This is a genomic window from Corallococcus sp. AB038B (genome assembly GCF_003668955.1).
Classification (GTDB): Bacteria; Myxococcota; Myxococcia; order Myxococcales; family Myxococcaceae; genus Corallococcus; species Corallococcus exiguus.
In genome coordinates, this window is sequence record NZ_RAWO01000003.1 from 725,699 (window position 1) to 749,278 (window position 23,580).

Annotated in this window: 19 protein-coding genes; 7 read left to right on the forward strand and 12 right to left on the reverse strand. The window is 70.3% G+C overall.

Annotated elements, in window-relative coordinates; all coding sequences use genetic code 11:
- Positions 1–26 precede the first annotated feature (26 nt).
- The 3 genes from D7Y04_RS19140 to rimP all read right to left on the reverse strand — a co-directional run bounded on the left by D7Y04_RS19140 (position 27) and on the right by rimP (position 2,598).
- Positions 27–323: a YlxR family RNase P modulator gene (locus D7Y04_RS19140; RefSeq protein WP_121760234.1), complete on the reverse strand. Its 297-nt coding sequence runs from the start codon at positions 321–323 to the stop codon at positions 27–29.
- A gap of 18 nt (positions 324–341) precedes the next feature.
- Complete coding sequence (nusA, locus tag D7Y04_RS19145) at positions 342–2,042, reverse strand: transcription termination factor NusA (protein WP_120598526.1); 1,701 nt, start codon at positions 2,040–2,042, stop codon at positions 342–344.
- A gap of 70 nt (positions 2,043–2,112) precedes the next feature.
- Positions 2,113–2,598, reverse strand: a complete 486-nt coding sequence (rimP, locus tag D7Y04_RS19150; RefSeq protein ID WP_121760235.1) for a ribosome maturation factor RimP — start codon at positions 2,596–2,598, stop codon at positions 2,113–2,115.
- 211 nt (positions 2,599–2,809) lie between these two features.
- Between rimP and D7Y04_RS19155 the strand changes: the two genes are divergently transcribed.
- The 6 genes from D7Y04_RS19155 (at position 2,810) to D7Y04_RS19180 (ending at position 9,209) form a co-directional block, all read left to right on the forward strand.
- Complete coding sequence (locus D7Y04_RS19155; RefSeq protein ID WP_120580019.1) at positions 2,810–3,613, forward strand: carbon-nitrogen hydrolase family protein; 804 nt, start codon at positions 2,810–2,812, stop codon at positions 3,611–3,613.
- A 129-nt stretch (positions 3,614–3,742) separates the two neighbouring features.
- Complete coding sequence (locus tag D7Y04_RS19160; RefSeq protein ID WP_171809357.1) at positions 3,743–4,153, forward strand: FecR family protein; 411 nt, start codon at positions 3,743–3,745, stop codon at positions 4,151–4,153.
- Entirely contained in the window at positions 4,150–5,001 is an 852-nt protein-coding gene (locus tag D7Y04_RS19165) for a peptidoglycan-binding protein LysM (RefSeq protein WP_121760236.1), read from the forward strand. Before D7Y04_RS19160 ends, D7Y04_RS19165 begins: the two co-directional genes overlap by 4 nt.
- 29 nt (positions 5,002–5,030) lie before the next feature.
- On the forward strand, positions 5,031–6,749 hold the full coding sequence (locus D7Y04_RS19170; protein WP_120598523.1) for an HD domain-containing phosphohydrolase: 1,719 nt from the start codon (positions 5,031–5,033) through the stop codon (positions 6,747–6,749).
- 56 nt (positions 6,750–6,805) lie between these two features.
- Positions 6,806–7,192: a DUF971 domain-containing protein gene (locus D7Y04_RS19175; RefSeq protein WP_120598522.1), complete on the forward strand. Its 387-nt coding sequence runs from the start codon at positions 6,806–6,808 to the stop codon at positions 7,190–7,192.
- Between the two features lie 31 nt (positions 7,193–7,223).
- A complete protein-coding gene (locus tag D7Y04_RS19180; RefSeq protein WP_121760237.1) occupies positions 7,224–9,209 on the forward strand; it encodes a serine/threonine-protein kinase in 1,986 nt (661 codons plus the stop codon).
- A 21-nt stretch (positions 9,210–9,230) separates the two neighbouring features.
- Here the strand turns inward: D7Y04_RS19180 and D7Y04_RS19185 are convergent, their stop codons facing one another.
- The 5 genes from D7Y04_RS19185 to D7Y04_RS19205 form a co-directional block, all read right to left on the reverse strand.
- A complete protein-coding gene (locus D7Y04_RS19185; protein ID WP_120598520.1) occupies positions 9,231–9,773 on the reverse strand; it encodes a ClpXP protease specificity-enhancing factor SspB in 543 nt (180 codons plus the stop codon).
- 36 nt (positions 9,774–9,809) lie between these two features.
- Entirely contained in the window at positions 9,810–10,295 is a 486-nt protein-coding gene (gene smpB, locus D7Y04_RS19190; protein WP_014398822.1) for an SsrA-binding protein SmpB, read from the reverse strand.
- A 17-nt stretch (positions 10,296–10,312) separates the two neighbouring features.
- A complete protein-coding gene (gene panC / locus D7Y04_RS19195) occupies positions 10,313–11,167 on the reverse strand; it encodes a pantoate--beta-alanine ligase (protein WP_120598519.1) in 855 nt (284 codons plus the stop codon).
- A 2-nt stretch (positions 11,168–11,169) separates the two neighbouring features.
- Positions 11,170–12,078 (reverse strand): 3-methyl-2-oxobutanoate hydroxymethyltransferase, encoded by a 909-nt coding sequence (gene panB, locus D7Y04_RS19200; protein ID WP_120598518.1) that lies wholly within the window; start codon positions 12,076–12,078, stop codon positions 11,170–11,172.
- A 169-nt stretch (positions 12,079–12,247) separates the two neighbouring features.
- Entirely contained in the window at positions 12,248–12,889 is a 642-nt protein-coding gene (locus D7Y04_RS19205) for a deoxynucleoside kinase (RefSeq protein ID WP_120598517.1), read from the reverse strand.
- Between the two features lie 181 nt (positions 12,890–13,070).
- Here D7Y04_RS19205 and D7Y04_RS19210 point away from each other — a divergent pair, with 181 nt between their 5' ends.
- Positions 13,071–13,361: a hypothetical protein gene (locus tag D7Y04_RS19210; protein ID WP_121760238.1), complete on the forward strand. Its 291-nt coding sequence runs from the start codon at positions 13,071–13,073 to the stop codon at positions 13,359–13,361.
- 20 nt (positions 13,362–13,381) lie between these two features.
- On the opposite strand, the gene rsmA is transcribed toward D7Y04_RS19210, so the two are convergent.
- The 4 genes from rsmA to D7Y04_RS46945 all read right to left on the reverse strand — a co-directional run bounded on the left by rsmA (position 13,382) and on the right by D7Y04_RS46945 (position 23,114).
- Positions 13,382–14,260 carry a 16S rRNA (adenine(1518)-N(6)/adenine(1519)-N(6))-dimethyltransferase RsmA gene (rsmA, locus tag D7Y04_RS19215; RefSeq protein ID WP_121760239.1) on the reverse strand — a complete coding sequence of 293 codons (879 nt, stop codon included), beginning with the start codon at positions 14,258–14,260 and terminating at the stop codon, positions 13,382–13,384.
- A gap of 10 nt (positions 14,261–14,270) precedes the next feature.
- Positions 14,271–15,269, reverse strand: a complete 999-nt coding sequence (gene tsaD / locus D7Y04_RS19220; RefSeq protein WP_120580007.1) for a tRNA (adenosine(37)-N6)-threonylcarbamoyltransferase complex transferase subunit TsaD — start codon at positions 15,267–15,269, stop codon at positions 14,271–14,273.
- 52 nt (positions 15,270–15,321) lie between these two features.
- Positions 15,322–18,168 (reverse strand): response regulator, encoded by a 2,847-nt coding sequence (locus tag D7Y04_RS19225; protein ID WP_121760240.1) that lies wholly within the window; start codon positions 18,166–18,168, stop codon positions 15,322–15,324.
- Positions 18,169–18,311: 143 nt separating this feature from the next.
- On the reverse strand, positions 18,312–23,114 hold the full coding sequence (locus tag D7Y04_RS46945; RefSeq protein WP_370457152.1) for a DnaJ domain-containing protein: 4,803 nt from the start codon (positions 23,112–23,114) through the stop codon (positions 18,312–18,314).
- Between the last annotated feature and the right edge of the window lie 466 nt (positions 23,115–23,580).

Genomic DNA, 23,580 nt, shown 5'->3' on the forward strand with positions numbered 1-23,580 from the left:
CCCGCAACCTCTCCACCCTCCCGCCCTCACTCCCAAGCCTGTCCGAGTGCTGACGGGTCGACCTGCCCCGCCTTGCCCCGGAAGGCCCTGCCCAGCGCCTTACGCTTGAGCGCTGCCGTCAGACAACCGGCACCGCACAGGTACGCCCCCCGCCCCGGCAGCATCCGCCGCCTGTCCGCCACCACTCCGCCCTGGGGACCTACCACGAACCGGGTGAGTTCCGCCTGTGACTTGCGAGAACCGCACCCGACGCAGGTCCTGACCGGACCTGACGCCGTGATTTCCGTGAGATGTGTCCCGGGCCGTTTGGTTTCGCGGCGCATCCGCCTAACCCCCTGTCGTTACGGTGCCTTGGCCGCTTCCACGCCCTCCGACCCGCCTGCCGATGCCTGCGCAGCCCGCTCCGCGTTCAGCTCCGCGCGCAGCTTGGCTTCCTCCACCAGGTAGTTCTCCGCCGCGCTCTTCAGCTGGCGGGCCTTCTTGATGCCCACGCCCGGCACGTCGCCCAGGCGGGTGAGGTCCTTCTCGTTCGCGATGTCCTCCACCGTGCGGTAACCGGCGAGGATGAGCTGCTCGATGGTCTTCTCACCAACGCCGCGCACGCGCGCCATGCGCTCCGGCTGGGACAGTTCGTCCGGGTGGCGGCGGGCCTCGGCCAGGCGGGCCTGCTCGCGCTCGTAGTCCATGCGCGACAGTTCCTGCTGGTCCTCCACCATGCGCCTCTTGGCCTCTTCCTGCATGGAGGCGATGCGGGTGGGGTCAATGCCTGGAATCTGCGCCAGCATCTCCGCATTGGCGTCCGCGACGTCGCGCGCCTGACGGAAGCCGTGCGCGTAGAGCGTCTCCACCAGCATTTCGTTGACGCCGGGCAGGGCGCCCAGCGAACGGCTGGCGAACTCGCGCATCTCCCGCACGCGGCTCTCGCTGTTGATGTCCAGCTTCCAGCCGGTCAGCTGGGCGGCCAGGCGCACGTTCTGCCCGCGCCGGCCGATGGCCAGGGACAGCTGGTCGTCCGGGACGATGAGCTCCATGGCGTGGTTGGCCTCGTCGATGATGACGCGGCTCACTTCCGCCGGGGCCAGGGCCGAGCACACGAAGCGCGCCGGGTCCTCGTCGTAGGGGACGATGTCGATCTTCTCTCCGCGCAGCTCCTGCACCACCGCCTGCACGCGGCTGCCCTTCATGCCCACGCACGCGCCCACGGGGTCCACGTCCGAGTCGCGGCTGGACACGGCGATCTTCGCGCGGCCACCCGGCTCGCGGGCCGCCGCCTCGATGACGACGATGCCTTCGGCGATTTCCGGCACCTCCATCTCGAAGAGCTTGGTGAGCAGGTTCACGGACGCGCGAGACAGGACGATCTGCGGGCCCTTGGACTCACGGAGCACGTCCAGCACGTAGGCCTGGACGCGGTCGCCCGGGCGGTAGGTCTCACGCGGGACCTGCTCGCGGACAGGCAGCACGGACTCCGCGCGGCCCAGGTCCACCACGATGTTGCCGCGCTCGAACCGGCGGGCGATGCCCGTGACGATCTCGTTCTTGCGGTCCTTGTACTCGTTGAAGACGTTCTCGCGCTCGGCGTCGCGGGTGCGCTGCAGGATGACCTGCTTGGCCGTCTGCGCGGCGATGCGACCGAAGCCGCGGCGGAAGGTCTTCAGCCGGAGGATGTCGCCGTACTGGTCGTCCTGGGCCTTGGCTTCCGCGGCGTCCTCGTCCCGGTAGAAGATCTGGAAGACGAGCTCGTCACCGGGCTCCACTTCCATGCCCTTCTTGTGGGCCTCTTCCATGGTGATCTGATTCACCGCCTGGACGGGGTCGTTGATCTCCGCGACCACGGTGATGGCCTGGAAGAGCTCCACGACGCCCTTCTCCGGGTCGTACTTGGCCTCCAGGTTGCGGTCCTGGCCAAAGTGCTTCTTGGCCGCGGTGTTCATCGCGTCCTCGAGGGTGGCAATGAGCACGGCCCGTTCGATGCCCTTGTCCTTGGCGACCTGATCCAGGACGAGGTTGAGGTTGACTGCCGGGTTGGCGGGCGTGGGCATGGCTGTGTCTTCTCCGAAAATGGGTCCACGGGCGGCCCTGGCGCGAACAGGGTCCCCTGTATGTCGGCTGCTAGAACTCGAACTCCAGATGGGCCTTGGCGATGTCCTTGAAGGGGATGATGAAGGCACCGCCCCCTTCCACGTCCACGGAGATGGCGTCGGCCGCCACTCCGATGAGCGTGCCGCTGAAGTTCTTCCGCGGCGGGTCACCCAGCGGGCCGAAGGTCTTCACCTTGACCTTCTGTCCCTTCACCCGTTCGAAGTGCGCCGGCTTCTTCAAGGGCCGGTTCACCCCGGGGCTGGAGACCTCCAGCTTGTATTCCTGGGGGATGAAGTCCTCCACGTCGAGCACCGGATCCACCGCGCGCGACACCTGGGAGCACTCTTCCAGTCCCACCCGGCCACCGGGCTTGTCGATGAACAGCCGCAAAACCCAGCCCTCGCGCTCGCGGACGTATTCCACGTCCAGGAGCTCCAGGCCTTCGTTCGCCACGATGGGGTCCAGCAGCGCCGCTGCCTTCTCTTCCACCGTCTGTTTGATGTTCTTCGGCTCCATGGCCAGGAAACAGGTCTCCAAAAACGCGAAAAGCGGGCACGGCGGCCCACTTTTCGAATGTGATGCGTCGAAAAATGTCGGGGCGTCCCGTAACACACGCCCCCTCGGGGTGTAAAGGAAGGACACACCCCGAGGCGCCGGCTCAAACGCCCCCCGGGATTGAAGGATTCCCAGGGGTTCCGAGTGACGCCGGTGGCGTTATAACGCCCCCATGCACCTCATCGCCGCCGCACAGATGGTGTCCACCGCGGACAAGGCCCACAACCTGGATGTGGCCACGCGCCTCGTGCGCCAGGCTGCCTCCCTGGGTGCCCACCTGGTGGGCCTGCCGGAAAACTTCTCCTGGATGGGCCCGGAGCCCGAGCGCCCCTCCGCCGCGGAAGCCCTGGACGGCCCCACCCTGAGTCGGATGGCGGAGTTGGCCCGGGGAACGAAGACGACGCTTTTGGCCGGCTCCATCCTGGAGGAGGGAGCGCCCGGCGGCCGGCTCTACAACACCAGCGTCCTGTTCGGCCCGGACGGCGCCCGGCTGGCCGTCTACCGGAAGATGCACCTGTTCGACGTGGATGTGGGGGACGGGGCCACCTATCAGGAGTCCGCGGCGGTGGCGCCGGGGACGGAGGTGGTGGCGGTGGACACGGTGGTGGGCCGGCTGGGCATGAGCGTCTGCTACGACCTGCGCTTCCCGGAGCTGTACCGGCGGCTGTCGAAGGACGGGGCGACGCTGCTCGCGGTGCCGGCGGCGTTCACCATGATGACCGGCAAGGACCACTGGGAGGTGCTGCTGCGCGCCCGGGCCATCGAGAACCAGGCGTACGTGCTGGCGCCAGCCCAGGGCGGGCGGCACTCCGCGCAGCGGCTGACGTACGGCCACGCGATGGTGGTGGACCCGTGGGGCCTGGTGACGGCGCGGGCCTCCGAGGGCGAGGGCCTGGCGCTGGCGCCGGTGGATCCGGAGCTCCAGGCACGCATCCGGCGGAATTTGCCGTGCCTGGCGCACAGGCGGTTGGACTGAGCGGGCGAGAGTGAACGGGAGGGGGCGGGAGGCCCTTCCGGCGCGGCGTTTCCGGGTAGAGTGGTTTTCAGGAAGACCCCTCTGGTGAACGTACGACGCTGGCCTCCCCTGCTTTTCGCGGTCGCACTCATGGCCCTTCCTCCCGGCTGTACCGCCGATGAGAAGCCTCGTGGGCCCACCGAGGCGCCCCTGCCTCCGCCTGTTCCCCGCGCGCACCTGCGGCGGCTGACGGGGGATGTGCAGATCAAACGCGCGGTGGCGGACGAATGGAGCCCCGCGCGCGACGAGCTGCCCCTCTACGAAAACGACAAGGTCCGCACCGAGGCCGGGGCCAGCGCCCAGGTGGTGTTCGCCAATGGCAGCACGCTGCACCTGGGGGGCGATTCCCTGGTGGGCATCGCGGAGAGCAAGTTGCGAACGGACGTCACCGTCCTGCGGGGACGGGTGGACGCCACCCTGGAGAAGCCGGCCACCCAGTCGCTGTCCGTCACCACCCCATCCGCCACGGTTCGTGCGGGCAGGAAGATTGAATTCCAATGAAGGCCGCCCTCTGGCTCAGCGCGTGGATGGGGCTGTCCGTAGTGCCGTCAACCGCACCGACCGCCGTGGGGCGAGAGCCTCCGGACGGCACGACCCTTCCCGGAGGCAGCGCCCCGACGGGCCCTCGCAAGGCGCCCGGTACGGAGCCACAGACGGCGCTCAAGGCGCTGGAGATGTCGCGCGCGGCGGTGAAGGCCGCGCCGGAGGATGCGCGCCGCCGTGAGGCCGAGTCCCGCCTCAAGGAAGCGGAGGCGCACTTCCAGGCCGCTCGGTACGCGGACGCGCTGCACAAGGCGGACGAGGCGTGGGCGCTGCTCAACCCGCCCCAGCCGTCCAACTTCACGGTGGAGGTGGACCACGACGGCGGCACCACCACCGTCACGCACCGGCAGGGGCCTCCCGTCACCGTGGAGGCGCAGCACGCCACCCGCGTGCTGGCGAAGGGCGAGTCCGTGCGCGTGCAGCAGGGCACCGTGCTGCCAGAGCCGCCCGGCGCGCCACAGCTGTCGCAGCCCGCGGACAAGGCCCGCTTCACGCTGAAGCCGGCGGATGGAGGGCTTCTGGCGCCGGTGACGCTGGCGTGGGCTTCCGTCTCGGGCGCCACGCGCTACGAGGTGGAGGTCGTCGCGGAAGGCGTGGAGGGGAAAGCCACGCCCGCGCCGGTGCGCATGGTGCAGGCCGCGCGGCAATGGACGTTGCCGGCGCTGCCCGCGGGTCGTTATCGCTGGACGGTGACGGCGGTGAGTCCGGAGCAGGGGCGGTCCCTGCCCTCCCAGACACGGCGCTTCGAGCTGGCCGCGGAATCGCTCGAACTCAACGTCAAGGTGAAGGACGGGTGGCAGAAGTAGCCGCCTGACCCGAGCGAGGAGCCACCGCCGTGCGACTTTTCAAAGCCATCCTCCTCCTGATGCTGGTGGTCAGCATCATCCCCACGTTGATGGTGGGCTGGTTGTCGGTGTCCCATACGCGCGAGCTGCTCATCCGCGACGCGCAGGAGCTGGCCCAGGAGCGGGTGAAGCAGCTGCGGCTCAAGGCGGAGAGCTTCCTGGAGGACCCCACGGAGCGAGTGGTGGGGCTGTCCAGCGTGCCGGGCGGATTCTTCACGCTGCCGGGCGACACACAGCGGCTGCACATCGCGGCGGTGCTCAACCAGCGTCCGGAGTTGCTGGCGCTCACCGTGTTCGGCGCGGACCGGCAGCGGCTGCCCGGCCTGCAGGCCTTCGCGGTGCACGACATGGCGCCCAGCGGAGTGGCGGAGCACGAGGAGCGTGCGCGGGCCCTGTTGGATGAGGGGCTCACCGGGGTGCGCTACTCGGACGTGGTGGCGTCCCACGGCGGAGCCGGCGGCGGGCCGGTGGTGACGCTGGCCTTCCCCGTGGGCGACCCGGTGCAGGGCTACATGGCCGCGGACATCACGCTCGCGGGCCTGCGGCAGATGCTGGCGCAGGAGCGCGTGGGGAGCACGGGGTTCGCGTACCTGGCGGACCGGCACGGCCGCTTGATTACGGGCGGCGGCGACCTGGGCGCGGTGGGTGACGACGTGTCGAAGCGGCTGCCCCTGGCGCACCTGCTCAAGCAGCGCGAGGGCACGCCCGATACGGAGCTGTTCCACGTGGGCAACTTCGGCGAGGGGCGCGACGCGGTGGTGTCCGCGTACTCGGTGCTGCCGGAGGCGGGCTGGGCCATCGTGTCCGAGCAGCCGGTGGAGCATGCGTATCGCCAGGTGGAGACCATGGAGCGGCGCATCCTCCTGGGCCTGGGCGGCGCCATCCTGGTGGCGCTGGTGCTGGCGGCCATCTTCTCCCGCAACCTCACGCAGCCGCTGAAGACCTTCATCGCGACGTCGCTGGAGCTGGCGCGCGGCAAGTTCGGCGTGGAGGTGCACCTGAAGCAGAAGAACGAGCTGGGGGAGCTGGCCCAGACGTTCAACTACATGAGCAAGCAGCTCATGGCGTACGACATGGAGACGCGCGGCCTCTACGAGAGCCTGGAGAAGGGCTACCTGGAGACCATCGTCGCGCTGGCCAACTCCATCGACTCCAAGGACGCGTACACGCGCGGCCACAGCCAGCGGGTGGGCGACGTGGCGGTGGAGATTGGCAAGGAGCTGAAGCTCACGGAGCGCGAGCTGCGGCAGCTGCAGTACGGCGGCATCCTCCACGACATCGGGAAGATTGGCATCCCGGAGAACATCCTCTGCAAGCAGTCCCGGCTCACCGACCAGGAGATGTCCCTGATGCGCGAGCACCCCGCCATTGGCGACGCCATCATCGGGCCGGTGACGTTCCTGGGTTCGGTGCGCGCGTGCGTGCGCCACCACCATGAGCGCTGGGACGGCACGGGCTACCCGGACAAGCTCAAGGGCGAGGCCATTCCGATGCTCGCGCGCATCGTGGCGTGCGCGGACACCTTCGATGCGTGCACCTCCACGCGCCCCTACCAGAAGGCCATGCCGCTGGAGAAGGCGATGGAGATCCTGGACAACCTGAGCGGCGCGCAGCTGGACCCCAAGGTGGTGTTGGCGCTGCGCGCGGTGCTGGCCCAGCGGGGCGTGCGGCTGGAAGGCCACCGGCAGCCCGTCAAGCTGGCTTCCTGAAGCCCCGTTCCCCGGGTCCTTCGCTTTCGCGGCAGGCCCCCCACTCCGCCGGAAGGATGGTAGGGAGGGGCTGCTGCTCCAAAGCCTTGGAAGGTGTACCGGTGAGCAATTTCTGGGATCGCATCAAGCCCGCGCCCAAGCCCGTCAGCGCGACGGATGCGAAGCTGTCCGCGGACGGCGAGTCGCTGACGCTGACGTGGGACGACGGCGTGACGACGTCCGCCACCGCGCAGGTGCTGCGCCAGCAGTGCCCGTGCGCCGCGTGCGTGGACGAGTGGACGGCGAAGCGCACGCTGGACCCCTCGCAGGTGCCCGCGAACCTGCGCGTGCTGCAGATGCAGCCGGTGGGCAACTACGCGCTCGCGTTCGTCTTCAGCGACCAGCACACCACGGGCATCTACCCGTGGAATCACCTGCGCGAAATCACCCAATCGCAGGGGTGAAGCGCCCCACCGCGTCCTTCCGGAGGTCCCCGTGACGTCGCGCTACCGGCTGCTGCAACCCCTGGCCACGGGAGGCATGGCGGAGCTGTTCCTGGGCGTGGCGAAGGGCGCGGAGGGCTTCGAGCGCACCGTGGCCATCAAGCGCGTGCTGCCGCACCTGGCGCGCGAGCCGGACATCTCCCGGATGTTCGTCTCCGAGGCGCGGCTGGCCATGCTGCTGCAGCACCAGAACATCGTCACCGTGCACGACGTGGGGGAGAGCGCGGATGGGCTCTTCCTGGTGATGGAGCTGGTGGACGGCTGGGACCTGGGCGCGCTGATCCGCGCGGTGACGCGCCAGGGGCTGCGCATTCCTCCGCACCTGGCGGTGTTCATCGCGAGCCAGGCGCAGGCGGGATTGCAGCACGCGTACCGCCGCCAGCACAACGGCCAGCCGGTGGTGACGGCGCACCGGGACGTATCCCCGTCCAACCTGCTGGTGTCGCGCGAAGGCGAGGTGAAGGTCACGGACTTCGGCATCGCGCGGCTGGCGGGCCTGTCGCGCACGGAGCCCGGAGCCTTCAAGGGCAAGGTGCCGTACGCGGCGCCGGAGGTCCTGCGCGGCGAGCCGGCCACGGCGCTGAGCGACCAGTTCTCGCTGGGCACCATCCTGGCGGAGCTGCTCGCGGGGCAGCACCCGTTCGGGTCGGCGGCGGCGGAGCCGATGGCGGTGGCGCACTCCATCCTCAACCGCGCGCCCGCGTCGCTGCCGGACGTGCCGGCGTCGCTGGCCACGCTGGTGCTGCGCATGCTGTCGCGCGACCCGGCGGCCCGCTTTCCGGAGCCGGAGGACGTGTCGGAGGCGTTGGCCCGGTGGCTCGCGCAGACGGGGGAGCCCGCGTCGTCGCACGCGCTGGCGACCTTCCTTCGCGGCGTCCGGCTGCCCCTGTCAGTGGGAGAGGTGGCCCGGACCGCGCTCGCGGAGGCCCCGGCTTCGACGTCGGCGTCGTTCGTGATGTCGGCCGTGCCGCTCGAGGGCGTGGACACGGGGCGCATCCCGTCCGCGTCTGGCGCACGACAGGCCACGATGGCTTATGGCGCTTCGCCAGCGTGGAAGGCGCCTCCGGCCTCTGTCCCCGTGGCGGCGGAGGAAGAGGAGCCGTGGAGCCCGCCGGCCGGAGGCGTCTCGCTGTCCGCGTCCGGCGCCGTGGTCCACACCTGTGCCCTGTGCGGTTCGGCGCTGGAGTCCCCTGGCTCTCCCTGTGAATCCTGCACGCGCGGACCTTCCGGGCGTTGGAGCGATGCGGGCGAGGCTCTTGCGATGGTTCCCGACGCTTCAGCGCCTGGACGCGACCCTGCCGCCCCGCATGGCTCCGCGCGGACAGGCCCTTCGCGGCCTCAGGCGAACGCGCCCACGATGGCGGCGTCCGCACCCGTTCGGGCTCCGGCGAGTGGGCCCACTGGAGCGCCTGATTCTCGACCGCAGACGAATGCGGCGACCCCTGCCTCGCGAGCCCGGACGCAGGCGCCCTCCCCTGCTCCGGCGGATGCGCCCGCGCTGGCCACCCAGTCCATCTCGGACGTGGACGACTCGGAGCGGATGAACCGGCCCAGCATCCGGCAGGCGGCCCAGGGTGACCTGGAACTGGAGGAGCGCGCGCCCCGGGCGGAGAGCTCGCCGTCGGAGTTCGAGCCCATGGCGCCTTCCCGCTCCCGCGGGCGCTGGGGACCGGCCGTGGCGCTGCTCGGCATCGCGGCGGTGCTCGCGGCGGGCGCGCTGTTCGTGTGGCCCCGCTACGAGCTCCAGGTGCTGCGCGCGATTGGACTCCCGTCGGCGGTCCTGTCCATCCGCAGCGAGCCCTCCGGCGCCACCGTCGTGGTGGACGGCGTGGAGGTGGGCGTGACGCCGCTGGTGATGGACAACGTCTACCCCGCGCGCTCCGTCCCCGTGCAGCTCAAGCTCAAGGGCTACCGCGTCTGGACGGGGTCGTTCATGGGCGGCAAGAAGTCGGACGTGGCGGCGGAGCTCAAGCGCTGACGCTCCGCCGGGCCCGTCGTCCTACTTCACCAGCCGCAGGTGGCCACGGCGCGGCGGCTGCGGCTCTTCCGGGGGGCCTCCCTCGGGCGGCGGCGGAGGCGCCACCTCCGGACGCGACTCCGGCTCTTCGGTGTGCTCGGCCTGCACCTCGCGAAGGAAGGCACGGGGCCTCTCCGCGGCCACGGGCACCGGCGCGGGCTGCGGCGGACGCGCGACGGAGGCGGACGCCACCGGCGGCTGCTGGAGCAGCTCCGGCGGCATCTCCTCCGGGTACATCCAGAACTCCTTCGTCACGTGGCTGGCGATGGCGAACAGCGCCGACCAGGGCACCGCCACCGTGAAGCGCGAACCGGAGAAGCTCAGCGTGCAGCGCACGCCCCACTCGCCCACCGTGAGGTCGGGGGGCTCGAAACGGTAGGAGAGGTTGAGGCGCAGGTGCGCTTCGCCCCTGAGGCTGGCGGGGACGAGCACGCCCGGACGGCGCGCGTCCAGGTGGATCATCACCATGCCCTGGTCGAGCGCGGCCAACAGCCGCTCCTTCTTGTCGGAAACCTTCTTGTCCATTCCAGCGTGTCCGGCAGGGGAATTGCGGGAGCGCCCTCAACGACGGCGCACTTCCCGGTCCATCTCCCGCTTCGTCTCCCGTTCCTTGATGTCGTGACGGCGGTCTTCGTGCGTCTTGCCGCGGCACAGGCCCAGTTCCACCTTGGCCCGTCCCTTCCTGAAGTACAGCACGAGCGGGATGATGGAGTAACCGCGCTCGCGAACCTTCGCCGTCCACCGGTCTATCTCCGCCCGGTGCATCAACAGCTTCCTGCCCCGGGTGGGAAGATGGTCGAAGACGCTGGCCGCCTTGTAGGAGCCGATGTGGGCGTTGAGCAGGAACAGCTCCGTGCCCTTCTGGAGCGCGTAGGCGTCCGACAGGTTGGCCGTTCCTTCACGCAACGACTTCACCTCGCTCCCCGTGAGCTCCAGCCCGGCCTCTATCTTCTCATCCACCGTGTAGTCGAAGCGCGCACGCCGATTCTCGGCAATGAGCTTCACCCCCGGCTCCGCACCCACACCCTTCGACTTTCCAGCGGCCATAACGTGTCCCGGGTCTCCTAACCGGCCAGCGGCATGTTGTCGATGAGCCGCGTGGTGCCCGAGAAGGCCGCCACCAGCATGCGCGCCGTCTGTCCGGGCGCCACCGAGTCCAGGGGTGAAAGCGTCCCGGCGTCCCGAACCTCCACGTAGTCCTCGCGGAGGTCCGCCGCCTGCAATTCACGGCGGGCAGCCTCCACCAACGCCCGTGTGTCCCGGGTGCCGGAGGCGAGCAGGGCCTGGGCCGCCCGGATGCCCTTCGACAGGGCGAGCGCCCGCTGGCGTCCATCCGCGGACAGATAGGCGTTGCGGCTGCTCATGGCCAGCCCGTCCGCTTCCCGCACCGTGGGCATGCCCACGATGTCCGCGCCCAGGTGCAGGTCGCGGTTGAGCGTCTTGATGACCTGGAGCTGCTGGTAGTCCTTCTCTCCGAACAGCGCCACGGCCGGCCGGAACAGCGCCAACAGCTGCGTGACGATGGTGGCGACGCCCCGGAAGTGGCCGGGACGCCGCTCACCGCACAGCCCCTGGCTGACCTCCGTGACGTCCACGTAGGTCTGGTAGCCCGGGGGATACATCGCCTCGGGCTCGGGCGCGAACACGGCCGTGACGCCCGCGCTCGCGCATTTGGCCAGGTCCCCCTCGAAGTCGCGCGGGTAGCGCGCCAGGTCCTCGCGGGGACCGAACTGCGTGGGGTTCACGAAGATGGAGGCAGCCACCACGTCCGCGCGCCGGCCGCCCTCTCTCATGAGCGAGACATGGCCCTCATGGAGGAAGCCCATGGTGGGCACGAGCGCCAGCGTCTTGCCCTCCTTCTGGAGGGACGCGACCCAGGCCTTCACTTCCGGAACGGTGCGCAGGACGTGGGGTGCCATGGCTAGACGGGAGCCCCGTAGATGCCGCCGACCTTCTCCGCGGGCTCGCCAGCGCCTTCCGCGTCGGGGGCCACCGGCGTGGGCGTCACCAGCCGGATGCCCTTGGTGGCCTTGAAGCTGTGCTCCTCGTCCGGGAAGGTGCCCGCGCGCACTTCGGAGAAGTACGTGTTCGCGGCCTCGGTGATGTTCCCGTGCAGGTTGGCGAAGCGCTTGACGAACTTCGGCTTGAAGTCCGGGTTCATGCCCAGCAGGTCGTAGCAGACCAGCACCTGGCCATCACAGTGCTTGCCCGCGCCAATGCCGATGGTCGGAATCTTCAGGCTCTGGGTGATGGTGCGCGCCAGCTCCAGCGGCACGCCCTCCAGCACCAGCGCATAGGCGCCGGCGGCCTCCAGCGCGAGCGCGTCGTCCAGCATGCGGCGCGCGGCGTCCTCGTCGCGGCCCTGCACCACGTAGCCGCCCATCTTGTGCACCGACTGCGGCGTCAGCCCCAGGTGGCCCATGACGGGGATGCTGGCGCGGACGATGGCGCGCACGGTGTCGGCGAACTCGGCGCCGCCCTCCAGCTTCACGCTGCCCACGTTGCCTTCGGAGACGAGCCGCCCGGCGTTGCGCACCGCCTCTTGCGGCGACACCTGGTAGCTCATGAACGGCAGGTCGCCCACCACGTGCGCCCGCTTGGCGCCGCGGCTCACGGCCGCCGAGTGGTAGACCATCTGGTCCATGGTGACGGGCAGCGTGGACTCCTGGCCCTGGATGACCATGCCCAGCGAGTCACCGACCAGGAGCACGTCAGCGCCGCCCTCATCGAGGATGCGCGCGAACGTCGCGTCGTAGGCGGTGACCATGCAGATCTTCTGACCGGACTGCTTCAGGCGCTTCAGCGTGTGGATGGTGACCTTGTCCTTCACGGTTCACCTCCTGTGGCAAGACGGGTGGGACAGCCGCGTGGAACTTCAGGCCCCTCGCCGTCCCCAGGGGGATCGCCGGAGGCCGGGGGTTCCACGGGGATGCACTCTAACGCCCCCGGGGCCTCGTGGGGGTTTAACCCACGCCAGGCAGCCAGGCGGGCGGCGCCCGTCAGCCCCGGCGGGACCTGGGGGTGTAGTGCTGCACGCCGGCCTTCGCGTTCGCGATGGTCTTCAGCAGGTCCTCGCGGTCGTCCTCGTTGTGCACGAAGTCGATGTCCGACGTGTTCACCACCAGCAGCGGCGTATCCGTGTAATGCGCGAAGAAGTCGTTGTACGCGTGCGTGAGCGACTCCAGGTAGCCCGCGTCGAACTTGCGCTCGAATTCACGGCCGCGCTTCTTGATGCGATGCAGCAGCACGTCCAGCTGGGCCTGGAGGTAGATGACCAGGTCGGGCTGCGGGACGCGGGGCCCCAGCGCCTCGAAGACGCGGTCGTAGAGGGCCAGCTCGTCCGAGGCCAGCGTGAGGTTGGCGAAGATGCGGTCCTTCGCGAACAGGTAGTCGCTCACGGTGACGGAGCGGAACAGGTCCTGTTGGAAGAGCTCCTGCTGCTGGCGGAAGCGCGAGAGCAGGAAGAACACCTGCGTCTGGAACGCGAACTTCTGCCGGTCCGCATAGAAGCTGGAGAGGAAGGGATTCTCCTCCACCACCTCCAGAATGCGGCGGCTGCCCAGTCGCTCCGTGAGGAGGTTGGTGAGGCTCGTCTTGCCCACGCCGATGGGGCCTTCGACGACGATGTAGCGGTGGTCCATCGGCCCGAGGCCTCCGCCCCCGGAATCCACGCATGAGACACATGCGCGCGCGGGGGGCGGATAACACAACCATGCCCCCGTGCATCCGGCAATTTTCGCCGGATCACCCGACCCTTGCGCCCTTGGGGGTCATCCCCTACGGTGCCCGCGAACACGACCCAGCAGGAGCGACGGGCCACAGATGCGCGGCAGGCAGCGGGTGAAGACGGCGGTGGTGGACCTGGTGGAGCCCACGGAAGTGGTGCCCGCCGCCCGTACGGCCACGGCCCCTCCCGCACCTCCCGTGGACGTGGATCCACTCTATGGCGTGGCCCTGCTGAAGACGGCCTTCGAGCTGAAGCGCCGGCCGGAGGGCTCCGTGGAAGAGGTCCTCAGCGGCGTGCTCGCGCGCCTGCGCATCGACGAGGACGAGTTCCGCGCGTTCCTCTCCCAGCAGGGTGGGCTCCTGGCCGCGCTGGGCCAGAAGCGCTGAGAACGTCCCCTACTCGTCTCCTACTCCTCTGAGGTGCCCTCTTCCGGCGCGTCCGGAGGCGGCGGCGCCATGGCGGTGACAGGCCCCAGGGCGCGCTCGATGGAAGCGAACTCCTCCGGGGAGAGCGTCTCCGCGCGGCGACCCGGGTCGATGCCCGCTGTCTTGAGCGCCGCGAGCATCACCTCTGGCGACGCCAGGCCCTTGTCGGACTTGAGCGAGTTGATCAGCGTCTTGCGGCGCTGCGCGAAGCTGGCCTTCACCAGCCGCGTGAAGCGGGCCTCGTCCACCAGCGGGGCGCGGGGCTTCTTGAGCCGCGTGAGGCGCAGCACGGCGGAGTCCACCTTCGGAGGCGGATGGAAACGCCACGCCTCCAGCGTGAGCACCTGCTCCACGTCGAAGTGCAGGCCGAGCAGCACCGTGAGCAAGCCGTAGTCGCGGTTGCCGGGCTCCGCGGCCAGCCGCACCACGACCTCCTTCTGGAGGGTGAAGACGGCGCGCGAGATGCGGGCGCGCTGCGCGAGCACCTGGAAGAGGATGGGGCTGGTGAGGTGGTACGGCAGGTTGCCCACGAGCGCGATGTCGTCCGCGCCGGCCACCTGGGCGAAGTCCACCGTGGCGGCGTTGCCGGGCACCACGCGCACGCCGGGGATGGCTTCCTTCTCCAGCACGGCCACCATGTCGCGGTCGCGCTCCACGGCGGTGACGCGCGCGCCGGTGGCGGCGAGGAAGCGCGTGAGGTGGCCCAGGCCCGGGCCCAGCTCCACCACGGGTTCGCCCTCGCGCAGCTCGAGCGCGTCCGAGATGGACTGGAGCGCGTCCGGGTCTCCGAGGAAGTTCTGTCCCCAGCTGTGCTTGGCCCGCAGGCCGTGGCGCTTGAGGATGTCGCGCGGAGAATCCACTGTCAGGCCCCTACTCCATGCGCCAGGCGGGGTCGGCCGCGAGGCGGAAATCACCGCGCAAGCCGCGGCGCCACGCTTCATACCCTGCGACGGCGATCATCGCGCCATTGTCCGTGCACAGCCGCACCGGCGGCAGGAACATGCGCAGGCCCCGCTCCTCCGCGCGCTGCTTGCACAGCGCCCTGAGTCGCGAGTTCGCCGCCACGCCGCCGCACAGCACCAGCTGGTTGTGCCCCAGCTTCTTCGCCGCGGCGACGAGCTTCTTCGACAACACGTCCGCCACCGCCTCCTGGAACGACGCGCACAGGTCGTGGAGGGCCTGGCCCTCCGGCACGCCGTGCTTCTGGACGTGGTGGAGCACCGACGTCTTCAGCCCGGAGAAGGACACGTCCAGGTTGTCGCCCGGCAGCGCGCGCGGGAAGCGGATGGCCTCCGGGTTGCCCTTCTGGGCCAGCTCGTCGATGGGCTGCCCGCCCGGGTACGGCAGGCCGAGGATGCGCGCCGTCTTGTCGTAGGCCTCGCCCGCGGCGTCGTCGCGCGTGCGGCCCACGAGGCGGTAGTTCCCGTAGTCACGGACCTCGTAGAGGCTGGTGTGGCCGCCGGAGACGACGAGCCCCAGGAAGGGCGGCGCGGGCGCGTCCTCCAGCAGGCGGATGGCGAGCAGGTGCCCTTCCAGGTGGTTGGCGCCCACGAAGGGCTTGCCGGTGGCGAGGCTCAGCCCCTTGGCCACCTGGAGCCCCACGAGCAGCGCGCCGATGAGGCCGGGGCCGGACGTGACGGCGATGAGGTCGATGTCGTCCAGCGTCTTGTCCGCGCGGGTGAGGGCCTCGTGGACGACGGGCATCACCTGGACGATGTGGTTGCGGCTGGCCAGCTCCGGCACGACGCCGCCCCAGCGGCGGTGGATGTCCACCTGCGTGGAGACGACGTCCGACAGGACGCGCCGCCCGTCCTCCACGACGGCGGCGGCGGTTTCATCGCACGAGGTTTCAAGTCCCAGGACGAGCACGACGACTCCGACAACAAGGGCGGGCAGGAGGCGGACAGGCCGCCTCCCCTGCTCATTTCATCCCATTGAGCAGGGCACGCACCTCGTCCGCCGAGCTTCCCGTCGGTTCGAGGAACAGATACTTCTTATAGGCCTCGGCCGCTCGGGTTTGATCGCCGGAGAACTGCCGCGAGCTGCCCAGCCAGAACCAGGCCTTCGCGTTCTTGGGCTCCGCATTGACGACGTCCTGGAGCAGCTTGGCCGCTTCCCGGTAGCCGGATTCACTGGTGCTGCTGTTGTTGGCCAGCGAGATGCCCAGGCCCGTCTTCGCCTCGATGGAGTCGCTGTCGAGCGCGAGCGCCTTGCGGTAGGCGGTCACGGCGGCCTTGAAGCTCTTGCGCCCCATCGCCGCGCGGCCGTCCTTGATGAAATCCGCGTAGGTGGCCTTCGCCTGCACCACGGGCGGGGTGGTCTCAGGGGGCGTGGGCGGCGGGGTGACCGCGACGGCGCCCGCGTCGGGAACGGCGGCGGGCTCGGGGGTGGCCATCTTCACCGGCGTGCCCGCGTCCTCCGGAACGGTGACGGTCTTCGTCGGGGGCGTGCCCGCGTCGGGCTGCGCGTCCACGGTCTTCGTGGGCGGCGGCGTGACGACCGGCGGAGGCGTCGTCTCCGGCGGCTTGGGCGCGTCCACGGGCTGCGTGGGCTGCGTCACCTTGGGTGCGTCGGGCTTGGGCGTTTCGGCGCTGCCCGAGCCCTTGGAGAGCACCACCGCGGCCACGGCCGCGACGAGGAGCAGGCCGCCCGCGATGTAGAGGCCCGTGCGCTTGGGCTTCATCGCGGCGATCAGCGCCGCGTCGTCCTCGTCGTGCGTGGGCTTGGAGACGGCGGGCTTCGTGGAGGCCGCGCTGTTCGTGGACGCGGTGCTTGCCGGAGCCGTCGCTGCCGGGGGGGGCGCGACAGGGGCCGCGGGGGTCGTCACGGCGGCCGGGGCGTTCGCGCTGGGAGCGGAGGCCTCCGTGGCACTCGCTCCGGACGGCTGCACGGGCGTGGCGGGCTCGGGCTCGGTGAAGTACGCCTCGGACGCGGGCACGTCCTGCGCGGCGGTCTCCACCGGCTCCATGGAGGCCGGCTGTGTGTCGAAGGGCGTCGTCTCGGGGAACTCGACGTTGAGCGCCACGGGGGCCACCTGCGGCGGCGTGATGCCGTGGCCCGGATACGGCGGCAGCGCGAGCTGCGGCGGCGCGGACTCCTCCACCGGCACTTCTTCCTGGAAGGGCTCCACGCCGCTGACCAGCGTCACCTCGGACGACGGCGGGGCCGGCGTGGGCGGAGGCACGTGCGCCAGCGGGCTGGGCGCGATGGCCGCGCCACCGAAGATGGGCGGACGCGAGGACTGCGGCTCCACCGGCGCGTGCACGGGCTGGGCGGCGAACGGGCTGGGCGCCGGAGCGCGGGCCGCGGACGACCAGGGCGAACCGGGGCCCCAGGTGCTGGAGGCGCTCAAGCCCTCCGTGTCCACCCGGCTCCAGTCGAGCAGCAGGCTGCGCCGCGCGTGATCCACCGCACGGTGCGCCGGAGGCGGCTCCACGAGGAACGCCGAGCCCTCCTGCGACAGCGGCGGAACCACGGGCTCCGCGCCCTCCTGTCCAAACGGAGGCGGACCGTCCTCGCCGGGACGAACACGCGGCGGGAAGATGACCACCTGCGCGGGCTGCGGGGAGACCGGCGCGTGCGCCATCTCCGCCACGGGCGTGACCTCCTCCAGGGGCTCGGGATGCGCGGGCGCGGCTTCGGGCTCCGGCTCGGTGACCGGGACCTCCGCCACGGGAGCCGCTTCCACCGGAGGCGGCTCCACGGGGGCCGGCGCTTCCTGGGGCGCGGCCTCCGGCGCGGGCGCGACGTCCACGGGGATGGGCGGCGCGGCGTTCAGCCACTGCTCGATGCCCGGCTTGCTGCTCTGCACGGGCTCCAGCGGCGCGTTGCCCAGCTCGCGGATCAGCCCCTCGAAGTACAGCTTGCTGATGATGCCCAGCGCGGCCAGGTCCTCGAAGTCCGAGTCCTCCACCACGCGCGACAGCGCGCGCTTGCCGTCGAACAGGCGCAAGAGGCCGTTCACCTCGTCGGGGATCTCCGACAGGCGGTCCGCCAGCTGGTGGTAGTCGATCTCGAAGACCGTCTCCAGCGGGGGGAGCTGCTCGAGCATCCGGCCCCACTCGTCCAGCCGGCGCATGCCCTCCATGAGGAGGCCCTGCGTGGAGACCTCGATGCGCTCGGTGCGGTCCAACGTGGTGAACTGCACGTCGAACTGGCCTTCGAACGTGTTGAGCAGACGGTAGAAGGCGTTCTCGCCCTTGAGCCGGCCCAGCTCCGCGTCGATGACGCGGCCTTCCTTGAAGTAGACGACGCCGGTGCGCTCTCCCTGGATGGAGATGACGCCCGTCTTGCGGCCGATTTCGAAGGTCTGGACCAGGTCCACGACGCCCATGTCGGCGAGGCTTCCCGCGAAGCCGCCCTTGGTCGTCTCGCGCTTCTCGATGCGTTCCTTCTCGGCCTTCTGAAGGATCATCTTCACGCGGGTGACGATCTCTTTGATGTAGATCGGCTTCGTCAGGTAGTCGTCGCCCCCGAGTTCCAGGCCGCGCACCTTGAACTCGACCGACTTCTGGTTCGTCAGGAAGACGAAGGGGATGAACTTGAAGCGCTCGTCGGACTTGAGCGTCTTGCAGAGCTCGAAGCCGTCCATCTCCGGCATCTTGGTGTCCGCGAGCACGAGGTCCGGCGGGCTGATCTGGACCTTCTCCAGCGCATCCTTGCCGTGGATCGCAGTCGTGACGGAGAAGCCGGCCTTCTTCAGGCTGACCTCCATCACGCGCAGACTCTTCGCGTCACCATCGACGAGGAGCAGGTGCTGCTTGGCCACGTGGCATGCCTTTCAAGACGGGCGGGACGGCGGATCCGACGGGGGCGTCCCGTAGGGGCAAGCATCGGGTCCGGTTTCCAGGTGTGTCAATGGGCGGGACTGTCCGGAAAACCGGCCGGCTCCCTCCCCAGGGGACAAGCAGGTCAGCGGAAGAGACCCTTCTTGGGGGGGTTCTTCTTGCGCATGTCGATGAGCCGCAGCTCCTGGTTCGCCTCCAGGTGCTTGGGGTTCGCACGGACGGCTTCCCGGAAGTGCTTCTCCGCGCGGTCCATGTCCCCTTCCACGCGGGCGATGACGCCCAACTGGTAGTGGGCGCGATCACAGTTCGGGTCGGTGCGCACCGCATCCGCCATCCACTGTTTCGCGCGGGGCATGTCGGCCTTGCGGCTGGGGTCCATGTAGACGGACCAGGCGCGCGCCGCGAGGTACAGGGGCTTGGGGTCCAGGCCGTACGCGCGCTCGTAGTGCTCGCTGGCGGCGAAGAAGTCACGCTTGCGGAAGAACACCTCGCCCATGCGGAAGAGGTCGTCCGCGTTGGTGTCCGCGCGGGCCGAGCCGGGGCTGCCGGGGCGGGCGCTGGGGGCCGCCGGAGGCTTGGGAGCGGCCTGCGCGCCCTGCTGAGCCAGCTGGTAGTTCTTGCGGCGGGTGTCGTCGTGGAGGACTTCGTAGGCCTCGCGGATGGACTCGAAGACGGCGGTGATCTTCGGCGCCAGGTGGGGCAGCGACGGGGGCAGCCGGTCCGGGTGGAAGAGCTTGGCGAGGCTCAGGAAGGCGGCCTTCACCTGGTCTCGGGAGGCATCCTGCGGGACGCCCAGCGTGACGTAGTGGTCCTTCTTCGACTGGATGTCGGCGTAGCGCTGCTCGATCTGCTGCGCGAGCCGGCCCTCGTCGGGCTTGGGGGGCTCCGGCGGCGCGGCGACGGCGGCGGCGGGCGGCGGCGCGGCGCCTTCGGGCGTGGCCGGGGCGCTCGCGGCGGCGGGGGGAGCAGGGCGGGCGCCGAGCGTGCCCATGTTCTCCATGGCGCGGCGCAGGAGGCGCTGGCGCCGGAGCTTGGAGGCTTCGTCGGGGTTGGAGGGGTCTTCGGCCGCCACGTCGTCCTCGTCAAAATCCCAGTCGTCCAGATCACCGGACAACTCGTCCCCAGTCTGGCCAGAAGCCTCCGCGTTGTCACCGGGGAACGCGGTGGAGCGGGGAGAAGGCAGCGGCTCGAACGTCGCTTCGACGATGGCCTCGACGAGGAATTCGTTGGCGTCGCCCGCCGAGCGGACATCCGAGCGGATGAGGGCTTCCAGGTGGGCGTCCACCTGCTGGAGGGCGGCCTCGAAGGAGGCGGTGAGGTTCTGGGCGGGGTCGTTGGACTCGTCGAAGGAGACGATTCGCCACAGGTCGTCCTCGCTGGCGCGGGTGGGGCGCGCGGGCGGAGTGGAGGACGCGGGGAACTTCGGGGGCTGGACGGCCCAGAGGTCCGGCTGCGGGGGCGCCTCGGCGGGGATGACGGGGACGGCCGGAGCGGGGGCGCGGGTGTCGGGGAGGGGGGCGGCGGCGGGGACGATGTCGCCCCAGCTCTCCGGCTCCACTTCCAGCAGGGGGAGGTCGGGTTCCGGGGGGGGCGCGACGGGGAAGCGCGAGGCCTCCTCGGTGAGCCAGGGGTCCAGGGGCACGGAGGCGGAGCGGCGCAGGGCCTCGGCCATGTCCTGGAGCAGGGCGGCCTGGGCGCGCTGGCGGGCCTCGGTGAGGGCGACGGTGTTGTCGCTGGCGGGGATCTCCAGGGCGTCGCGGGGGGACGCGGGGATGGAGTCGGCCCAGGAGCTCGACGGGGCGGAGGGTTCGGGCTCCGCGGTGAGGATGATGTCCTCGGAACTGAGCGTGAGCGGTTCGGGCTCCGCGGGCGCGGCGGCGACGGGGACGAGGATCGGGGGCGGCGTGGGTGCCGCGGCCGGGCGGGTGCGCCGGGGGAGTGAGGGCGGATGGGCGGGCTTGCCCTGTTCGGACAGGCGCTGGGCTTCGGCGGCACGGGCTTCTTCGGCGAGGCGGGCTTCTTCGGCGAGGCGCTGGGCTTCGGCTTCGGCGCGAACGCGAGATTCTTCGGCGAGCCGGGCGGCTTCGATTCGGGCGGCCTCTTCGGCGAGGCGGGCTTCCTCCTCCGCGCGAAGGCGGGACTCTTCGGCCAGGCGGGACTCTTCCGCGAACCGAGCCTCTTCCTCCGCACGCAGGCGCGCTTCTTCGGCCAGACGCGCTTCCTCGGCGAGTCGGGCTTCCTCGATCGCGCGAAGACGGGCTTCTTCCGCGACGCGGGCCTCTTCGGCCAGTCGCGCCTCTTCTTCAGCACGAAGGCGGGATTCTTCCGCGAGCCGAGACTCTTCCGCTGCGCGAAGGCGTGCCTCTTCGGCGAGCCGAGCCTCTTCCGCGAGGCGGGCCTCTTCGGCCAGTCGCGCCTCTTCCGCGAGACGGGCCTCTTCCTCCGCACGCAGGCGGGCTTCTTCCGCGAGGCGGGCCTCTTCGGCGAGCCGAGCCTCTTCCTCTGCACGAAGGCGGGCCTCTTCGGCGAGCCGAGCCTCCTCGGCAAGCCGTGCCTCTTCGGCGAGTCGTGCCTCTTCAGCTAGGCGAGCCTCCTCCGCGAGCCGGGCCTCTTCCTCCGCACGAAGACGAGCCTCCTCCGCGAGACGAGATTCCTCTGCAAGCCGAGCCTCTTCTTCAGCGCGAAGGCGAGCCTCCTCCGTGAGTCGAGCCTCCTCCGCGAGTCGAGCCTCTTCGGCGAGCCGAGCCTCTTCCTCCGCGCGAAGGCGCGCTTCTTCCGCCAGCCGCGCTTCCTCAGCGAGTCGAGCCTCTTCAATCGCGCGAAGCCGAACCTCTTCGGCCAGTCGCGCTTCTTCCGCCAGCCGGGCCTCTTCCTCTGCACGGAGTCGGGCTTCCTCCTCCGCGTGAAGCCGCGCTTCCTCCGCGAGGCGCGCCTCTTCCTCAGCACGAAGTCGAGCCTCTTCAGCGAGTCGGGCCTCCTCCTCTGCGCGAAGGCGCGCCTCTTCGGCCAGTCGCGCTTCTTCCGCGAGGCGTGCCTCTTCGGCCAGGCGAGCCGCTTCTTCAGCGCGAAGCCGAGCCTCTTCCGCGAGCCGCGCTTCCTCTTCCGCGCGGAGTCGGGCCTCTTCGGCCAGCCGAGCCTCTTCCGCGAGCCGCGCTTCCTCTTCCGCGCGGAGTCGGGCCTCTTCGGCCAGCCGAGCCTCTTCCGCGAGTCGAGCCTCCTCTTCGGCACGAAGCCGGGCCTCTTCGGCCAGACGCGCCTCTTCGGCGAGTCGTGCCTCCTCGGCCAGCCGCGCCTCCTCGGCAAGGCGAGCCTCTTCCTCCGCACGAAGCCGGGCCTCCTCGGCCAGACGCGCCTCTTCGGCGAGTCGTGCCTCCTCTTCGGCACGAAGGCGGGCTTCTTCCGCGAGCCGCGCCTCCTCCGCGAGTCGAGCCTCTTCGGCGAGCCGAGCCTCTTCCTCTGCACGAAGGCGGGCCTCTTCCGCGAGGCGGGCCTCCTCGGCGAGTCGTGCCTCTTCAGCTAGGCGAGCCTCCTCCGCGAGCCGGGCCTCTTCCTCCGCACGAAGACGAGCCTCCTCTGCAAGACGAGCTTCCTCTGCAAGCCGAGCCTCTTCCTCTACACGAAGACGAGCCTCCTCCGCGAGGCGAGCTTCCTCTGCAAGCCGAGCCTCTTCTTCAGCGCGAAGGCGAGCCTCCTCCGTGAGTCGAGCCTCCTCCGCGAGTCGAGCCTCCTCCGCGAGTCGAGCCTCGTCGGCGAGTCGAGCCTCTTCCTCCGCACGAAGGCGGGCCTCCTCCGCCAAGCGAGCTTCTTCTTCGGCGAGTCGAGCCTCTTCGGCGAGTCGGGCCTCTTCGGCGAGTCGGGCCTCTTCGGCCAGACGAGCCTCTTCTTCTGCACGAAGGCGGGCTTCCTCCGCGAGGCGGGCCTCCTCTTCCGCACGCAGCCGAGCCTCTTCGGCCAGGCGCGCCTCTTCAGCGAGCCGCGCCTCTTCAGCGAGTCGCTCCGCCTCCAGCCGTGCCAGCTCTGCGAGCCGAGCTTCTTCCTCTGCACGCAGCCGGGCTTCCTCGGCGAGGCGAGCTTCCTCTGCCTGCCGAGCCTCTTCAGCTAGGCGCGCTGCTTCGATTCGAGCGGCTTCCTCGGCAAGGCGGGCCTCTTCCGCGAGACGGGCCTCCTCTTCCGCACGCAGCCGAGCCTCTTCCTCGAGTCGCGCCTCTTCTTCCGCACGCAGCCGAGCTTCTTCGGCGAGGCGTGCCTCCTCGGCGATCCGGGCCTCCTCGATCGCGCGAAGGCGAGCCTCTTCCGCGAGCCGCGCCTCTTCCTCTGCACGAAGGCGTGCTTCCTCCGCGAGGCGGGCCTCTTCGGCCAGACGTGCTTCCTCTTCGGCACGAAGGCGAGCCTCTTCCGCGAGCCGCGCCTCTTCCTCCGCACGCAGCCGAGCCGCTTCCTCCGCACGCAGCCGAGCCTCTTCGGCCAGATGCGCCTCTTCCGCCAGGCGCGCCTCCTCCTCAGCGCGAAGACGGGCCTCTTCAGCGAGTCGTGCCTCTTCCTCAGCGCGAAGGCGGGCCTCTTCCGCGAGGCGGGCCTCCTCGGCGAGCCGTGCCTCTTCCTCAGCGCGAAGCCGTGCCTCCTCCGCGAGCCGGGCCTCTTCTGCAAGGCGGGCTTCCTCCTCTGCACGAAGGCGTGCTTCTTCGGCCAGCCGAGCCTCTTCAGCGAAGCGCTCGGCTTCGAGCCGTGCCAGCTCCTCGAGCCTCGCCTCCTCCGCGAGTCGCTCTGCTTCAACGCGAGCAAGCTCCGCGAGACGAGCTTCTTCGGCCAGACGTTCAGCTTCAATGCGCGCCAGTTCCGCCAACCGCGCCTCTTCGGCGAGACGCTCGGCTTCAATGCGCGCCTCTTCGGCGAGTCGAGCTTCTTCGGCGAGACGCTCGGCTTCAATGCGCGCCTCTTCGGCGAGTCGAGCTTCTTCGGCCAGACGTTCAGCTTCAATGCGCGCCAGTTCCGCCAACCGCGCCTCTTCGGCGAGACGCTCGGCTTCAATGCGCGCCAGCTCTGCAAGCCGAGCCTCTTCCGCGAGCCGCTCGGCTTCAATGCGCGCCAGTTCCGCGAGCCGGGCCTCTTCCGCAAGCTCTGCAATCCGAGCCTCTTCCGCGAGCCGCTCCGCTTCAATGCGCGCCAGCTCCGCGAGCCGGGCCTCTTCCGCGAGACGAGCCTCCTCCGCCTCCAGCCGCTCCGCTTCAATGCGCGCCAGCTCCGCGAGCCGGGCCTCTTCCGCGAGACGTTCGGCTTCAATGCGCGCCAGTTCCGCGAGACGAGCCTCCTCCGCCAGCCGCTCCGCCTCCAGCCGCTCCGCTTCAATGCGCGCCAGCTCCGCCAGCCGCGCCTCTTCCGCGAGCCGAGCCTCC

What these genes read in the sequence shown, in the direction of transcription:
- D7Y04_RS19140 (WP_121760234.1), bottom strand. Translation starts at nt 323, where the DNA reads ATGCGCCGCGAAACCAAACGGCCCGGGACACATCTCACGGAAATCACG.
- D7Y04_RS19165 (WP_121760236.1), top strand. Translation starts at nt 4,150, where the DNA reads ATGAAGGCCGCCCTCTGGCTCAGCGCGTGGATGGGGCTGTCCGTAGTG.
- D7Y04_RS19155 (WP_120580019.1), top strand. Translation starts at nt 2,810, where the DNA reads ATGCACCTCATCGCCGCCGCACAGATGGTGTCCACCGCGGACAAGGCC.
- D7Y04_RS19205 (WP_120598517.1), bottom strand. Translation starts at nt 12,889, where the DNA reads ATGGACCACCGCTACATCGTCGTCGAAGGCCCCATCGGCGTGGGCAAG.
- D7Y04_RS19175 (WP_120598522.1), top strand. Translation starts at nt 6,806, where the DNA reads ATGGTAGGGAGGGGCTGCTGCTCCAAAGCCTTGGAAGGTGTACCGGTG.
- nusA (WP_120598526.1), bottom strand. Translation starts at nt 2,042, where the DNA reads ATGCCCACGCCCGCCAACCCGGCAGTCAACCTCAACCTCGTCCTGGAT.
- D7Y04_RS19185 (WP_120598520.1), bottom strand. Translation starts at nt 9,773, where the DNA reads ATGGACAAGAAGGTTTCCGACAAGAAGGAGCGGCTGTTGGCCGCGCTC.
- D7Y04_RS19210 (WP_121760238.1), top strand. Translation starts at nt 13,071, where the DNA reads ATGCGCGGCAGGCAGCGGGTGAAGACGGCGGTGGTGGACCTGGTGGAG.
- D7Y04_RS19160 (WP_171809357.1), top strand. Translation starts at nt 3,743, where the DNA reads ATGGCCCTTCCTCCCGGCTGTACCGCCGATGAGAAGCCTCGTGGGCCC.
- smpB (WP_014398822.1), bottom strand. Translation starts at nt 10,295, where the DNA reads ATGGCCGCTGGAAAGTCGAAGGGTGTGGGTGCGGAGCCGGGGGTGAAG.
- rimP (WP_121760235.1), bottom strand. Translation starts at nt 2,598, where the DNA reads ATGGAGCCGAAGAACATCAAACAGACGGTGGAAGAGAAGGCAGCGGCG.
- panC (WP_120598519.1), bottom strand. Translation starts at nt 11,167, where the DNA reads ATGGCACCCCACGTCCTGCGCACCGTTCCGGAAGTGAAGGCCTGGGTC.